Origin of the sequence: Comamonas halotolerans (assembly GCF_030162935.1) — a bacterium.
GTDB classification, from domain to species: Bacteria; Pseudomonadota; Gammaproteobacteria; order Burkholderiales; family Burkholderiaceae_C; genus Comamonas; species Comamonas halotolerans.
This window is the reverse complement of the sequence record NZ_JASAUZ010000002.1, coordinates 39788-54283: the sequence shown is the minus strand read 5'-3', so window position 1 is coordinate 54283 and position 14496 is coordinate 39788. Positions and strand designations below refer to the sequence as shown.

Sequence of the window (14496 nt, the reverse complement as noted above, 5' to 3'; positions counted from 1 at the left end):
CCGCTTGCAAGGTTTCTTGTTGCGTGTTTGGCACGCTTTGGGGCAGAGAGCGATACAATCTTTCTTTTGGAGCCTTCACATGCGCCTTCTCGGAAAAGCACTGACCTTCGACGACGTCCTGCTCGTTCCCGCCTACTCCGAAGTCCTGCCCAAGGACGTTTCTCTTTCCACCCAGTTCACGCGCAACATCACGTTGAACCTGCCTTTGGTCTCTGCGGCCATGGACACGGTGACTGAAGCGCGTTTGGCCATAGCCATTGCCCAGGAAGGCGGCATTGGCGTGATCCACAAGAACATGACAGCCGAGGAGCAAGCGGCTGAAGTGTCCAAGGTCAAGCGCCATGAATCTGGTGTGGTGCACGATCCGATCGTGATCACCCCCGAGCACACCGTGCTGCAAGTTCTGCAGTTGTCGGAAGAGCGTGGCATCTCTGGCTTTCCCGTGTGCGATGGTGGCAAAGTGGTCGGCATTGTGACCAGCCGTGATGTGCGCTTTGAGACGCGTTATGACGTCAAGGTTCGCGAGATCATGACGCCACGCGAAAAGCTGATCACAGTCAATGAAAAAGATGGCACCACGCCCGCGCAAGCCAAGGCTTTGCTGAACAAGCACAAGCTTGAGCGTCTGCTGGTGGTCAATGATGCTTTTGAGCTTAAGGGCTTGATAACCGTTAAGGATATCAACAAGCAAACCAATTTCCCCAATGCTGCGCGTGACTCCGCAGGCCGCCTGCGTGTGGCAGCGGCAGTGGGCGTGGGTGCAGGCACTGAAGAGCGCGTGGAATTGTTGGCCAAAGCTGGTGTGGATGCGATTGTGGTCGACACCGCCCATGGTCACTCCAAGGGTGTGATTGACCGCGTACGTTGGGTCAAGCAGAACTATCCACAGATCGAAGTGATTGGCGGCAATATCGCCACTGGTGCTGCAGCGCTGGCGCTGGTTGAAGCAGGTGCGGATGCCGTGAAGGTGGGGATTGGCCCCGGCTCGATTTGCACCACACGCATTGTGGCTGGTGTGGGCGTGCCCCAGATCATGGCGATCTCCAATGTGGCCGAAGCCCTGAAGGGCACCGGTGTGCCATTGATCGGTGACGGTGGTATCCGCTTCTCGGGTGATATCTCCAAGGCGCTGGCTGCAGGTGCTTCGACCATCATGATGGGTGGCATGTTTGCCGGTACGGAAGAGGCGCCTGGTGAAGTGATTCTGTACCAAGGCCGCTCTTACAAGAGCTACCGCGGCATGGGCTCCATCGGTGCAATGCAGCAAGGCTCGGCCGACCGTTACTTCCAGGAGTCTTCGACAGGCAACCCCACTGCTGACAAGCTGGTGCCCGAAGGTATCGAAGGTCGAGTGCCTTACAAGGGCTCGATGGTCTCCATCGTCTACCAAATGGCTGGCGGTGTACGTGCCTCCATGGGTTACTGCGGCTGCGCCACCATCAAAGAGATGAACGAGAAGGCCGAGTTTGTGGAGATCACTGCCGCCGGTATCCGTGAGTCGCACGTGCACGATGTGCAGATCACCAAGGAAGCGCCAAACTACCGCGCTGACTGATTGGCTGCGTAAAGCTTCACAATAAAGATCAGGGCAGTTTTCTGCCCTGATCTTTTTTTATGCGCAGTGCCTTGTGAAACTTGCACAAGCTTTGCTGCTGCGCGCTGATCTGAAGCAAAAGCAGGTGTCGCTGCGTGAGCCCATTGCGCGCAACGCCATGGTGCAAGAAGGGAAGTGTCGAAAGAGCAGGTGGAGGCATTGCTGGCAAAAGCGCATTCGGTGCTGCTGGAACTGCAGCAATTGGTACGCTGCATCAACAAGGCGAATGAAACGTCAAAAAATCAGCGATGGTCGCGTGCTGTCAGATATGCTGGCCTTGCGACCGCTTAATCGAACATCACGCCTTGCTGGTGTCTACCATTGCAGCCACCCACAAAGATGTGGATAGATACAGCCAACGAGAAATCCAATGGGTGCCGCAGGTTCAGCTCGCAAGCTTGCAAAAACAAGCGGATGATCTGACCCGTAAAATTCGGGAAACGAATGCGACGGTGCAAGCCGCAAATTGGCTAGTTGATATTGTTTTGTGAGCGTCACGGACGAGTGCCAAGACCCCGTCTGAGCACCAAGGGGGGAACATGCTGGTGCCAACACGTTAGCGTGGTGGGCAGTGCATGGTGCTTCGGCACGCTTACGCAGCAGCCCATCACCTACTACCTTGTACTTTTCAGCACTGACTCATGACTATCTGGCACTGGCGTGGCACTTGCTTTTAAGGGAATTCAGACCAGATGCAGAATTTCTGGTCTGAATGCTAAAATCTGGTCTGAACTTCTGGTTTGGTCCAGATTTTTTATTTTTCACCATGCAATCTGTCGGTATCTACGAAGCCAAAACCCGTTTTTCTGCCTTGATCGAGCTGGTCGAGCAAGGCGAGGAAGTGCGCATCACGCGCCATGGCAAAGAAGTGGTGCGCATGCTGCCTGTGCGACGCCGCCCGGTGATTACCGATGAGCAGATTGCACGTGAGCTGGAGCAGATCAAAGCGCTGCAGCAGACCGTGCTTGCACCGGCTGCGGATAACAGCGCAGCCTTTTTGCGCAAGCGCGGGCGGAGCCAGGCATGACCGCATTTGTGCTTGATGTTTCGGTGACCGCCGCATGGCTGTTGCCTGATGATGCCAGTGCACATACCCAGCGCTTGTATGCGCGCATTCGTCGGCATGAAGTGGATCCCCAGGCTCCCAACGTCTGGCAATGGGAGTGTGGCAATCTGATCGCTTCAGGTGTCAATCAGGGACGCATTCCGCACAGCTCGGTAGAAGGGCTATGGGGTGTTCTGGAAGCGATTCGCCACCGTGTGGAGCTGCACGAGCTGGCGCCAGCCCAGCACAAAGCTGTGCTGGACGTGGCGCTGGACACCGCTTTGCCCATTTATGACGCAGCTTATTTATGGCTTGCGCAGTCGCTCAAACTGCCGCTGGCAACTTTTGATCCTGCCCAGATGGCTGCGGCGCAAAAGCGGGGCATTCCGCTTCTGGCCGACAGCGATTTTTGAAATGGATATTCCTTCCTCTTGCCTTTGGATAACACCATGCAACATGACAAGATTCTGATTCTTGACTTTGGCTCCCAGGTCACACAGCTGATCGCACGCCGCGTGCGCGAAGCCCATGTGTACTGTGAAGTTCACCCCTGCGATGTCAGCAGCGAGTGGGTGCGCGAATTTGCCGCGGATGGCCGCCTCAAGGGCGTCATTCTGTCGGGCAGCCACGCTTCGGTCTACGAAGTGGACGATCGTGCACCTGACGCTGTGTTCGAGCTGGGTATTCCCGTGCTGGGTATCTGCTACGGCATGCAGACCATGGCTACCCAATTGGGTGGCAAGGTTGAGGGTTCTGACAGCCGTGAATTTGGCTATGCAGAAGTGCGCGCGCACGGTCACACCGAGCTGCTCAAGGGCATCGAAGATTTCGTGACTGCAGATGGCCACGGCATGCTCAAGGTGTGGATGAGCCATGGAGACAAGGTTACCCAGTTGCCTGAAGGCTTCAAGGTGATGTGTTCCACTCCATCGTGCCCCATTGCTGGTATGGCGGACGAGTCGCGCCGTTACTACGCCGTTCAGTTCCACCCCGAAGTCACGCACACCGTGCAGGGTCAGGCCATGCTCAACCGCTTTGTTCTGGACATCTGCGGCACCAAGGCGGACTGGATCATGGGTGACTACATCGAAGAAGCGGTGGCCAAGATCCGTGAACAAGTAGGTGACGAAGAAGTCATCCTTGGCTTGTCCGGTGGTGTGGATTCGTCAGTTGCCGCTGCGTTGATTCATCGTGCCATCGGTGATCAGCTGACTTGCGTGTTCGTCGACCATGGTCTGTTGCGTCTGAATGAAGGCGATATGGTCATGGACATGTTCGAAGGCAAGTTGCACGCCAAGGTGGTGCGAGTGGATGCTTCCGAGATGTTCCTGGGTGAGCTGGCTGGCGTGTCGGAGCCCGAACAAAAGCGCAAGATCATTGGCCGTCTGTTCGTGGATGTGTTCAAGGCAGAGGCTGCCAAGCTCAAGGCTGCAACCGCAGGCTCGAAGGGCGCTACTTTCCTGGCTCAAGGCACCATCTATCCCGACGTGATTGAGTCCGGTGGGGCCAAGTCAAAGAAGGCTGTCACCATCAAGAGCCACCACAACGTGGGCGGCTTGCCCGAACAACTGGGTCTGAAGCTGCTGGAGCCCCTGCGTGATCTGTTCAAGGACGAGGTGCGTGAGTTGGGTGTGGCCCTGGGTCTGCCCCGTGGCATGGTCTACCGCCACCCCTTCCCAGGCCCTGGTCTGGGGGTGCGTATCCTGGGTGAAGTGAAGAAGGAATACGCCGACTTGCTGCGCCGCGCCGATGCCATTTTCATCGAAGAGCTGAACAACTGGATCGACGAAAAGAGCGGCAAGAGCTGGTACGACCTGACAAGCCAGGCATTTACCGTGTTCCTGCCTGTCAAGAGTGTGGGTGTGATGGGTGATGGCCGCACCTACGACTACGTTGTAGCGCTGCGTGCTGTGATCACAAGCGACTTCATGACCGCCGAATGGGCAGAGCTGCCTTATGGTCTGTTGAAGAAGGTATCCGGAAGAATCATCAACGAAGTGCGTGGCATCAACCGCGTCACTTACGATGTATCGACCAAGCCGCCAGCAACGATTGAGTGGGAGTGACTTGATTCATTAAGTCATTGATATAAAAGGGGAAAACATTTGTTTTCTCCTTTTTTATGCATCATCAATGGCATTCTTGCTGGTATGTAATTGACGAATCGAGTGCTTCGGAATGGAGACCATCAAGTGCTATCTGTGGCATCATGCGAGAAAAACAAAAAAAACGTTTTTGGATAGTGGGTTAGAGGTGCTTTGATGGTATCGAAATGATGGTTGAAACGTCTTTTTCTATACCATCATGTGCCCTCGCGTGACATTTGCCTAATGTCCTGAAAACTTCATCCAAGATTGCCTTTTTACTTTTTAGCATGTCAAAGCTAGCGATGGCGCAATGTCGCAAAACGACCCTGAGCAGACAGTCAAATTACTGAGGCCTGAATTAAGCCGCGCCGCGAAGCGGCGTCGGTTTGAATGATTTTTTATGCCTCAGCCTGTACCTTTATTGGATTGAGAAAGAACCTTCGGATAATTTTTCCGGTAATTTTTGGTGAATCTTCCATCGCAGCGTGTCCAGCAAATGGGATGTTGCCGAATGACGCACCAGAAATCATGGTTTGAGCCTCTGTTGCCTCTGACAGTGAAAGAAGAAAGTCGTTATCCCCCCGGAGAATGAGCGTAGGGCAATCAATGCGAGAGATCGCGTCTTTAGGGTAGCCTGTCGTGCTCAGGTCAGTCCAGAGATTGACGCAGGCTTCGACCAGTCCACTGAAACTCCCTTGCGGATTGAGTGCGGCATATTTTTGTGGCGCATCGGGGAACATCTCTGTCCATCCCGCAGGCGTCACTCCGCCCAGAATCTCGAATGATGGGTCTTGCTGGGAGATTCGCCACTGAGCGCCGATGGTGACGAGTGCGCGGACTATAGGGTTGGCGGCTGCAAGCCGGTAGGCGACGATGCCGCCGTCACTGAAGCCCAGAAGTGAATATTCTTTCAGGCCCAGGTGCTTGATGAGTGAATGGATATCCGCCTGATGCTGCTGGTACGTGATGGGTTTTGTGCCAATGGTTGAGCGGCCGTGTCCGCGCATGTCTATTGCAATGACATGGAACGTGTCTGGGATCAGGTCAACGATGGGATGAAAATCTTCGAGGCTGCCGAGACCACCATGCAGAAGAATGACGGGATGTCCTTGCGGCGATCCAGCCGTTTCGTAGTAGATGCGTGCATCGTCCAGATTAAGAAATTCGCCGCTTTGATGGTTGAGCATAATCTGTTCCTGAGGCATAACTTGATTTAGAAGACATGCGATGAGTATGTCTTGTTAGTCTAATGTTGTATGAGTGTGCAAACCAACGGGTTAATTCGCTGCTGTCATGTTTAGAGAAACCTAAAGATTCGGATATCAGTTTTTATGGATGCTGAAATCCAAAGTCCGAAGGACTGCTTCTGGCCGAAAGCAGTCCGATGAGCTAACTTGTTATCCATCTTCTCTTGGGGAGCCTGTCTGCAAGAGATCGGCCGTGATCGTCCATTCACTCGTACTTCAGCAAGGCTTGAAAGGAGGGGAAAAGTCTGTCCAAGCAATGGTATTGCTGATGGTATTTTGTTCTTTGAGGAAGAAAAATCAAAGTAAAAAAATAGATTAAGCTGACTATTGATGAGTGAGTGGGAATGAGAATTTTTTATAAGTTTTTGATTTTAAATAATATTTAATCTGCCATTGATGATGCGTATTGCGTTATCAATGGCATTTTTTATGGCATTGAGTCAGGTGTCACAAGTTGGTTGGTGCTGATACCAAGGACACATCAAGCGACTGACATGGTATTTGTCCGAAGTCTGTAAATAGGGGCCAATTTGCGCCGCGTCCTGCGGTTCTGTAAATGGAAGGCACGGACTGTTCTGCAGCTTTTCCAGTCCTTCACCCGCTGACGCTGGACTCACGGTGTCGGCTGCTTACCGGCCACTGGCCGGATATTTCAGTCGCACACTCCACTGTTGCACGGGCAATTCGCATTCAACAAGCTCACGCCACAACGTAGGTTTTCCTCGTTCGAAGAAATGCGCAGGCTGCCACACCCGCACCCGCACCCGCACCCGCACCCGCACCCGCACCCGCACCCGCAGTGCGACGGCGCGCACATGGGCCTGCATCTGCTGCTCTTCAATGGCCAGCGAATCCTGCGCATTTTCAATCACGGCCACTGTGCCTTTGTCCAGAACAATGTCTGTCACCGGATCTTGTGCTTTGGTTGCTGTACGGGACATGGGGCATCTCTCCTTTGTGTTGATCAATAAGAAGTCATTGAATGGCGGCGGTAATCCAAGCGGCGCTCGACCTTGTCGAATGAATCCGCTACCTGAAACGTCAAACGTGTGAACTTGGCCGTGGGGTAAACACGCTCGGTCTCTTCGATCTTGCGGCACCATCCGTAGGCAAGCCAAGGCCACCGGCGCTGGCTATGGGGGCACTTCCCCGTGGTGCAGGGCTTCGGCTATCTCGGGAAGGTCTAATGCGTGTGATGATCATTGGCCAGAAGCGGCTGGCTGCCGAGTTTTTTGCCCTTTGCAAGTCCCGAGGCGACGATATCGTAGCGGTCTGCGCCCCACGCACTGATGACCGGCTGGCCAAGTTGGCCACGGCTGAAGGCGTACCGGTCTGCCAGGTCAAGGGGTGGCTGACCGCCGAATGGATCCCCGATGGCCTCGACCTGCTGATATGTGCTCATGCTCATATCTATATATAGAGGCGGAAGCCAGGGCCAAGACCCGCCTGGGGGCTCCGGGCTACCACCCCAGCTTGCCGCCACGCCACAGAGGCCGCGATGCTGTGCGCTGGGCCATACACATGTATGACAAGATCACTGGCAGTAGCGTCTACTGGATGGATGATGATGCCGACACAGGTCCCATTGCGGCCCATGAGTGGTGCTGGATACAGCCGGGAGACAAGCCTGCGGAACTTTGGCCCAGGGAGCAGGCACCCATGGGCCTGCGCTTGATCAGCCAAGTGCAGGCCGATATTGACTGGGGCGATTCCAAATCTACCCCTCAATTGGAAGCCATGACCACCTGGGAGCCCGCATTCATCTCAAAGAGCCTGAGTACTCAGAAGTGAAATTCTTTTACTGTATCTGAAATGCTAACGGCCGTGAGTTATCACACTCCGCCGCGCTTATTTTCTCGCCACGCTTCAATCACCACGGCAGACAGGTCTATCAAAAGAAAACCCATCAGCGCTTGCTTTTACGGGAAGTCTCTGTATTGCAACAACTCCCTTTGATGCTCCCGTTTGATGTAAAGTGATAACGATTCTCATTATTGATTGCGGGCCGTCGCTTGGTGTTCTTGCCATTGCCACACCTCTCGTTGAAGATATCCTGTGTTTGAGCGCTACTACCGAGAACTGCTGGGATTTCTCGCCAACAAGGTGCGGGATCGCGATGTTGCGTCCGATCTGGTGCAAGAGAGCTTTGCGCGCGTCTATGCCGCCAAGCGCTCAGGCACGGTGGTTCGCGATCCTCGGGCCTTGCTCTACACCACGGCGCGCAATTTGCTCACCGATCAGTTTCGGCGCGGGCAAGCGGGCGGCCAGAGCGTTGCGACGGACGCAGGTGATGACGCCGTAGAGTTGGACAATTTCGCCGGGCCGCAGCAGTTCGAGCCAGAATATGCCTTGGCTTCCCGCCAGCGTTTTGAAATGATTGCGTCAGTAGTGGATAGCCTACCGCCGCGTTGCCGGGAAGCCTTTATTTTGGTCAAATTCGAAGGTTTGACTCATGCCGAAACGGCGGCGCGTATGGGTATTGCTATTAAAACCGTGGAGATGCAGATTCAGATCGCACTGGAGGCTTGCTGGAGCCATTTGGATGCCAGGGGTGGAGACTTTGCAGATTTGCGTGCGCCCACAAAGCCTTCTTCAACACGCTCTCAAACATGATTGCCGTGCTTGCCCATCCCACGATTTCATCCCAGCTCCCCTGTGCCAGATCCATTAAAGGGTTGCGAGCGGTCTGTGCGTCTTCTTTTATGAACCGACTGCCCGTATGACTATCACCCCATCTTTTTCCTCCAGCGACCCGCCACAACTGCGCCGACAGGCGCTGGGCTGGATGGTGCGCAGAAATGATGCGGGCTGGACGGCCCAGGATGAAGCGCTTTTTCAACACTGGTTGAGTGCCGATCCGCGCCATGTGCAGATGTACGCTCAGTGCGATGGCCGCTGGGCGCAACTGGATGCCATGCCTGCCGATCTGGTGGCGGGCTTGCGCCGCAAGCTTGAGGCCGACAAGGCGCAGGCCAGCGAGATGCACACAACGCCTCATCGCGCGCAGGCATCGCGCAGACACTTTTTGTTCTGGCCTGCAACCTCTGTACTCACGATGGCGGCAATGGGTGGGGTGGGCTATATGGCCTGGCAACATTTACAGGCGCAGCCGCTGTCAGAACAGGCGTATCACACCGATCGCGGCCAGCAGCAAAGCATTGTGTTGGCGGACGGATCGCGTGTGCGCCTGGACACCGCCACGCGGCTTGAGGTGCGCATGTTCCGCCAGCGCCGCGAAGTGCGTTTGCTGGATGGGCAAGCTGTGTTCGCGGTGCTGCACGATGGCCGCCCCTTCCATGTGCTGGCTGCCAGCCACCGAGTGACGGTGGTGGGCACGCGGTTTTCGGTGCGCTACACGCCGGACATTCCGGGCAACGATGGCGTGCAGGTGGCGGTGGAAGAAGGCAAGGTGCGCGTGGCGGCACTGCATGACACGGAAGTGGATGGCGGCACCTATGACTTGATGGCTGGCCAGTTGCTCACGGCAGGCGAGCAATTGCAGACGGATGGGCATGGCGGTGCTGGCGACGTCGTCAGCGTGTCTGCCGATGACATTGCGCCTTGGCGCGAGCAGCGCGTGAGCTTTGTGGATGTACCGTTGTCGCAGGCGCTGGCGGAGCTGGAGCGTTACCGACCTACCGGCTTGGTGGTGCGCGATGCGAAGGTGGCGGCGTTGCGCTTGTCCGGCACCTTCGATCCGATGATGGTGGGCGCTCTGCACAAGGCCTTGCCGCGTGTGTTGCCGGTGCGTCTGGAGGCTCGGCATGGGGTCACTGAAGTGCTGCCTGTTAAATAAAAATAAGAATTTTTCGTATTCATTACAGGGTTTGCTGAAACCGCTGCGTCTTCTCTCATAGGACTTTGTTATTGGGAGAAGAATCTATGAACAGCCAACCCCTTCGGCCACTGCCACTCGTATTGGCCTTGAGTCTGGCATGGAGCGCCACGGCGCTGCAGGCGCAAACGGCAACAGCAACGGCACCTGCGGCCGACGCTAGCGCATCGGACATGGCACAGTCGTTTCAGTTGCGGGCGCAGCCATTGGCCGAGGCGCTGAACCACTGGGCACGGCAAACACGCATGCAGTTGCTGGTGCAGCAGAATCTGGTGTTGGGCAAGCAGGCACCTGCTGTCATGGGCGCGCTGAAGGCGCGTGAAGCGCTGGGGCAGTTGCTGGCAGGAAGCGGGCTGCGCGCGCGCTTTGAAGGCAATCTCGTCACCATTGAGCCGGGCTCCGTAACAACGCTGGGCGTAGCCACTTTGCCCACGGTACAAGTGACCGATCACGCAGACCAGGAAGTAGCCAACGGCCCCGTACTGGGCTATATCGCCAAGCGCAGCAAATCGGCAACGAAGACCGACACGGCTTTGATGGAAACGCCGATAACCATTCATGTCGTCTCCAAGGAGCAGATCGAAAACCAGGGCGCGCAGCAGCTCACCCAAACCCTGCGCTACACCCCGGGCCTGTCCGCAGAAATTCGCGGCGATACCTCGCGCTTCGACATGATGGCGTTTCGCGGCATCGGCGGTGTGTCGGACACTTTCTTGTATCTCGATGGGCTGCGTCTGCCGCGTGGTGCGTCCTACCTTGTTCCGCAGGTTGACACGCACAGCCTGGAGCGCGTTGAAGTGATCAAAGGGCCTGCTTCAGTGATGTACGGGCAGGCGCCTTTGGGCGGCATTGTCAGTATGGTCACCAAGCGCCCGACAGAAGAGAGTTTCAAGGATGTATCCCTTTCAATCGGCAGCCATAACCGCAGGCAATTGGCATGGGACAGCGGCGGCACACTGAACGAAGATGGTAGCTTGCAGTACCGCTTGACGGCGCTGGCGCGCAAATCGGACACCTCCGTGCAATTCAGCAAGGAAGAACGCATCTATGTCGCCCCATCGCTGACCTGGAAGCCCAATGCCGACACGCAGCTCACCTTGCACGCGCTTTATCAGCACGACCCAAAAGGCGGCTTTTATGGCGTGTTGCCCTCGGAAGGTTCCATCCTGCCCAATCCGAACGGACAGATTCCGCGCAATTTCTTCGATGGCTCGCCCGATTACAACAAGTTCGATCGCACGCAGGCCAGCATCGGCTACTCGCTCAGCCATCGCTTCAATGACCAATGGAGCTTGTCACAGAACATGCGTTACTGGCGCATGGATTTGGAGCAGAACCAGGTGGGTACCTCGGGCTTAGGGGCGGATAAGCACACTATTACGCGCTACGCCCAGTGGTCCAAGGAAAGGCTCAACGCCATCAACATAGACACCCACTTGCAAGGCAAATTGCAAACAGGAGAGGTTGCGCACCAGGTGTTGGTGGGGCTGGATTTGCAGCACGATCGCTGGCAGCAGACCCAGGGCTTTGGCGGTGCGCCGGGGCTTGATTATCTGAACCCCAACTACGGGCAGGCTATCACCATGCCCGCGGCCTATACCAGCCCGGACCGCAGGCAGAACCTGATGGGCCTGTATGTGCAGGATCAGATGAAATGGAGTGGCTGGGGCTTGACCTTGGGTGGCCGCTTCGACGACGCACGCGCCAAGAACGACAACCGCCTGGCCAAGACTTATTCCGACCAAAAACTGCACAAGTTCACCTGGCGCGCGGGCCTGATGCACAACTTCGGCAACGGTGTTGCGCCCTATGTGAGCTACTCCACGTCGTACGATCCATCGGTCACGGCCAATCCTTATGGCGATCCGTTCAAACCTACGACCGGCAAGCAGTACGAAGTGGGCGTCAAGTACCAGCCGCCAGGGAAGGACGCGCTGTTCACGCTTTCCGCGTTCGATTTGACGCAGCAAAACGTGTTGACGCAGGACCCGCTCTCCAACAAGCCCAACGCCAAGGTCCAGACCGGTGAAGTGAACTCCAAGGGCGTGGAATTTGAAGCTCGCTTCAAACCACTGAAGAACCTCAACATCATCAGCGGCCTGAGCTGGATTGACCCGGAGGTGACACGCAGCAATGGTGCGGATTTGGGCAAGCGTCCTATCACCGTGGCCAAACAAACTGCATCAATCTGGGCTGATTACCGACTTGCCGAAGGCCCCCTGGCTGGGCTTACGTTTGGCGGCGGCATTCGCCATGTGGGTTCAGCGTTTGCCGATGCTGCCAACCAACAGAAGATTCCGGCTTATACCGTGATGGACGCCATGCTGCGCTATGAGTTGCGCTATCTGGATTCATCACTCAAGGGAGGCACGCTGGCGCTCAATGTCACCAACCTTGCCAATAAGACTTTCTTTACGTGCAATGGCGTGAACTTCTGCAATTACGGCCCTGGCCGTACCTTTCTGGCGACGCTGAAATATGGCTGGTGAGATCGCAACGATGGAGGCATCGAACCACACAGGCGACTCCAGCAGTCGCCGCGTGATGCTGGCGATAGGCGTGCTCTACGTCGGCTTTGGTGTGCTGGCCGCGCTACTGCAAGGGGGATTGCCGCCGGTGCTGCGCGCGCGGGGGCTGTCGGTGGCGCAAATCGGCTGGACTTTTGCGCTGTACCTGCCGATTGCCTTGTCCTTTCTTTGGGCCCCTTTGGTTGATCGCATTCGGCTGCCCTTCCTATCACCGCGCATCAGCTGGATCGTGCTCGCGCAACTGGTCGCCGTGCTCGGACTGATAGCGGTAGCAATGCTGGAGCATGCGCCAATGGCGCTGTTGTTTGGCCTGGGCTTGCTGGTTGCGGTGGCCGCAGCCACCATGGACCTGGCGCTCGATGCGCTCGCGGTGGAGCTGACGAATGCGCAGCGCAAACCCATGGCCGCGTCACTCAAGCTGGCGGCCCTGGCCCTGGGGTCGATGCTTGGCGGCGGTGTCTTTGTGGCGGTGCTGGGACGAATGGGCTGGCAGTTCACCTTTCTGTGCATGGCCGCGCTCATGCTGCTGTCGCTAGTGCCGATGCTCGGGCTTGTGAAACAGGAGGGTCACCATAGCGCGGGCTCGCAATCGCAAGAAAAGCACTGGTTTGCCTGCCTGCGCCAGGCGCATATGCGCCGCTACCTGCTGTTGCTGGTCGTGTGTGCGGGTGTGATCTTTCCTCTCAGTGCCTTCAACCGCGTGATGCTGGTGGATATTCAAGTGCCGATGGAGCACATCGCATGGCTGGTAGGAAGCTTGCAACCGATCGGACTGATGGCGATCGCACTGCTGGCAATGCCCTTGATTCGCAACTTGGGCCATCGCGCTGTGTTGGCGCTGCTGACCCTCACGGGTGTCTTGTGTGCAGGATTACTGATTGCCGGTTATCTGCAAGGCTGGCAAACCGTCGCCATCGTCGGCACGGTGGGCATGTCCACCGTGGTGGGCGGGCTGATGGTGGTGTATTCGGCGCTGATTCTGCGCTGGTCCGAAGGGCCGCAGGCGGCCACCAATTACGCAGTGCTGTTCTGCGGCACACGCCTGTCCGGCATTGTGATGTCCGTGCTTGCAGGCAAGCTCGTCGCAACTATGTCCTGGCCTGTGTTCTACGGCGCAGGCATGGTGGCACTCATTATCTCCAGCTTCTGGATGCTGAAGCGTTTGCAAAGCGAGCGGTAAACAGCATCACTCGCATGAATCCAAAGAACAAACACCCTATGACTCAAGCTGAAATGACGATCCCCGGGCTAGACCCCGTTCTTTTCGATGCCAGCCAGTGGCCGTTGATTTTTGGGCGCTTTCCAGAACTCAGCGAGAGCAACCGTGTCTCGCGTATTCTCGATTCGCTGGATGCCATCCTTGCGCTCAAGCAGCCCTTTGTGATGGCCTGGATTCCGCCCAGCCACGACCACGACGATGAACCACATGAGGATGAAAAGCGCTCTGTACTCTGGATCAAAGAGCGCAAAGCGGACCTGCGCGCCTACTGCAAAGGCTATCTCTATATCACGCAAGACGCCGCCTTACGGAAGCTGCTGGAAGGGCGTTTGAAACAAGTGCGCAAGATGTATGGCTTTCCGATGGTTGTCGTTGCTGACCAAAACGAAGCCGCAGAGAAGACACAGAACTTTTTGCGCGGCTGAGACAGCCCGCGCATTGCAGTTGGCGCACTGCTTGCCCATGTGGAGTGCTTCAACAGAACGGCCCGCCATGAATGTCTAAACTCGATATTGGACGGTTCCCCCTGAACAACAGCTGGTCATGACCGCATAGCTTTATTTTTCAGAGCCATAAGTTATGGGGGGATTACCGAACTCCAGATATTCCGACAGTTGCTGAAAGTGGGGTGCCTGGATATGAGGTTTCTGGTTGGTTTGGGCTACTGGCTCCTGCAGGAACTCCCAAAGGGTTTGGGATAAGCTTCAATCTACTATCGCTCAAGCAGTGAAGGCTCCTGAAGTAGCAACACAGTTGCGAGATCTGGGAGCAGAGCCGGTGGTTAATTCCCCGGAAGATTTCGCCCAAGCAATTAAGAATGACGTAAAGAGATGGCGTAATGTTGTCGAAAAAACTGGATTGAAATTACAGTGATTTCACATTGCGGTGCAATTGCATCCTCTTCAGGTATCAATGCCAATGTCTGCCATCAAATCATTGGC

Annotated in this window: 14 protein-coding genes and 1 pseudogene; 12 read left to right on the top strand and 3 right to left on the bottom strand. The window is 56.0% G+C overall.

What is annotated here, in order from left to right; genetic code table 11:
* Nucleotides 1–79 precede the first annotated feature (79 nt).
* From guaB to guaA, 5 genes are all read left to right on the top strand, one after another.
* Nucleotides 80–1555 carry an IMP dehydrogenase gene (guaB, locus tag QEP11_RS03750; RefSeq protein ID WP_284335266.1) on the top strand — a complete coding sequence of 492 codons (1476 nt, stop codon included), beginning with the start codon at nucleotides 80–82 and terminating at the stop codon, nucleotides 1553–1555.
* Between the two features lie 287 nt (nucleotides 1556–1842).
* Nucleotides 1843–2085: a DIP1984 family protein gene (locus QEP11_RS03745; protein WP_349816743.1), complete on the top strand. Its 243-nt coding sequence runs from the start codon at nucleotides 1843–1845 to the stop codon at nucleotides 2083–2085.
* A gap of 275 nt (nucleotides 2086–2360) precedes the next feature.
* Nucleotides 2361–2621: a type II toxin-antitoxin system Phd/YefM family antitoxin gene (locus QEP11_RS03740; RefSeq protein WP_284335264.1), complete on the top strand. Its 261-nt coding sequence runs from the start codon at nucleotides 2361–2363 to the stop codon at nucleotides 2619–2621.
* Entirely contained in the window at nucleotides 2618–3052 is a 435-nt protein-coding gene (locus tag QEP11_RS03735) for a type II toxin-antitoxin system VapC family toxin (RefSeq protein WP_284335263.1), read from the top strand. Before QEP11_RS03740 ends, QEP11_RS03735 begins: the two co-directional genes overlap by 4 nt.
* Before the next feature lie 36 nt (nucleotides 3053–3088).
* The gene (gene guaA, locus QEP11_RS03730) at nucleotides 3089–4705 is read left to right on the top strand and encodes a glutamine-hydrolyzing GMP synthase (protein ID WP_284335262.1); all 1617 of its coding nucleotides are present in this window, start codon (nucleotides 3089–3091) and stop codon (nucleotides 4703–4705) included.
* Nucleotides 4706–5124: 419 nt separating this feature from the next.
* Here the strand turns inward: guaA and QEP11_RS03725 are convergent, their stop codons facing one another.
* The 3 genes from QEP11_RS03725 to QEP11_RS03715 form a co-directional block, all read right to left on the bottom strand.
* Nucleotides 5125–5913 carry an alpha/beta fold hydrolase gene (locus tag QEP11_RS03725; protein ID WP_284335261.1) on the bottom strand — a complete coding sequence of 263 codons (789 nt, stop codon included), beginning with the start codon at nucleotides 5911–5913 and terminating at the stop codon, nucleotides 5125–5127.
* Nucleotides 5914–6602: 689 nt separating this feature from the next.
* On the bottom strand, nucleotides 6603–6914 hold the full coding sequence (locus tag QEP11_RS03720; protein ID WP_284335260.1) for a hypothetical protein: 312 nt from the start codon (nucleotides 6912–6914) through the stop codon (nucleotides 6603–6605).
* 242 nt (nucleotides 6915–7156) lie between these two features.
* On the bottom strand, nucleotides 7157–7375 hold the full coding sequence (locus QEP11_RS03715) for a hypothetical protein (protein ID WP_284335259.1): 219 nt from the start codon (nucleotides 7373–7375) through the stop codon (nucleotides 7157–7159).
* Here QEP11_RS03715 and QEP11_RS03710 point away from each other — a divergent pair.
* The 7 genes and pseudogenes from QEP11_RS03710 to QEP11_RS18985 form a co-directional block, all read left to right on the top strand.
* On the top strand, nucleotides 7366–7764 hold the full coding sequence (locus QEP11_RS03710) for a formyltransferase family protein (RefSeq protein WP_284335258.1): 399 nt from the start codon (nucleotides 7366–7368) through the stop codon (nucleotides 7762–7764). The genes QEP11_RS03715 and QEP11_RS03710 overlap by 10 nt on opposite strands.
* A gap of 264 nt (nucleotides 7765–8028) precedes the next feature.
* Nucleotides 8029–8586: an RNA polymerase sigma factor gene (locus tag QEP11_RS03705; RefSeq protein ID WP_284335257.1), complete on the top strand. Its 558-nt coding sequence runs from the start codon at nucleotides 8029–8031 to the stop codon at nucleotides 8584–8586.
* 106 nt (nucleotides 8587–8692) lie between these two features.
* Nucleotides 8693–9769 carry a FecR family protein gene (locus tag QEP11_RS03700; protein WP_284335256.1) on the top strand — a complete coding sequence of 359 codons (1077 nt, stop codon included), beginning with the start codon at nucleotides 8693–8695 and terminating at the stop codon, nucleotides 9767–9769.
* Between the two features lie 86 nt (nucleotides 9770–9855).
* A complete protein-coding gene (locus QEP11_RS03695; RefSeq protein WP_284335255.1) occupies nucleotides 9856–12297 on the top strand; it encodes a TonB-dependent siderophore receptor in 2442 nt (813 codons plus the stop codon).
* A 10-nt stretch (nucleotides 12298–12307) separates the two neighbouring features.
* Nucleotides 12308–13516, top strand: a complete 1209-nt coding sequence (locus QEP11_RS03690) for an MFS transporter (RefSeq protein WP_284335254.1) — start codon at nucleotides 12308–12310, stop codon at nucleotides 13514–13516.
* Nucleotides 13517–13554: 38 nt separating this feature from the next.
* A complete protein-coding gene (locus QEP11_RS03685; protein WP_284335253.1) occupies nucleotides 13555–13980 on the top strand; it encodes a hypothetical protein in 426 nt (141 codons plus the stop codon).
* A 173-nt stretch (nucleotides 13981–14153) separates the two neighbouring features.
* Nucleotides 14154–14428: pseudogene (locus QEP11_RS18985) on the top strand (Bug family tripartite tricarboxylate transporter substrate binding protein); the annotation flags it as partial.
* Nucleotides 14429–14496: the final 68 nt, after the last annotated feature.

What these genes read in the sequence shown, in the direction of transcription:
- QEP11_RS03745 (WP_349816743.1), top strand. Translation starts at nt 1,843, where the DNA reads ATGGTCGCGTGCTGTCAGATATGCTGGCCTTGCGACCGCTTAATCGAA.
- QEP11_RS03715 (WP_284335259.1), bottom strand. Translation starts at nt 7,375, where the DNA reads ATGAGCACATATCAGCAGGTCGAGGCCATCGGGGATCCATTCGGCGGT.
- QEP11_RS03685 (WP_284335253.1), top strand. Translation starts at nt 13,555, where the DNA reads ATGACTCAAGCTGAAATGACGATCCCCGGGCTAGACCCCGTTCTTTTC.
- QEP11_RS03725 (WP_284335261.1), bottom strand. Translation starts at nt 5,913, where the DNA reads ATGCTCAACCATCAAAGCGGCGAATTTCTTAATCTGGACGATGCACGC.
- guaA (WP_284335262.1), top strand. Translation starts at nt 3,089, where the DNA reads ATGCAACATGACAAGATTCTGATTCTTGACTTTGGCTCCCAGGTCACA.
- guaB (WP_284335266.1), top strand. Translation starts at nt 80, where the DNA reads ATGCGCCTTCTCGGAAAAGCACTGACCTTCGACGACGTCCTGCTCGTT.
- QEP11_RS03690 (WP_284335254.1), top strand. Translation starts at nt 12,308, where the DNA reads ATGGAGGCATCGAACCACACAGGCGACTCCAGCAGTCGCCGCGTGATG.
- QEP11_RS03695 (WP_284335255.1), top strand. Translation starts at nt 9,856, where the DNA reads ATGAACAGCCAACCCCTTCGGCCACTGCCACTCGTATTGGCCTTGAGT.
- QEP11_RS03740 (WP_284335264.1), top strand. Translation starts at nt 2,361, where the DNA reads ATGCAATCTGTCGGTATCTACGAAGCCAAAACCCGTTTTTCTGCCTTG.
- QEP11_RS03720 (WP_284335260.1), bottom strand. Translation starts at nt 6,914, where the DNA reads ATGTCCCGTACAGCAACCAAAGCACAAGATCCGGTGACAGACATTGTT.
- QEP11_RS03710 (WP_284335258.1), top strand. Translation starts at nt 7,366, where the DNA reads ATGTGCTCATGCTCATATCTATATATAGAGGCGGAAGCCAGGGCCAAG.
- QEP11_RS03700 (WP_284335256.1), top strand. Translation starts at nt 8,693, where the DNA reads ATGACTATCACCCCATCTTTTTCCTCCAGCGACCCGCCACAACTGCGC.
- QEP11_RS03735 (WP_284335263.1), top strand. Translation starts at nt 2,618, where the DNA reads ATGACCGCATTTGTGCTTGATGTTTCGGTGACCGCCGCATGGCTGTTG.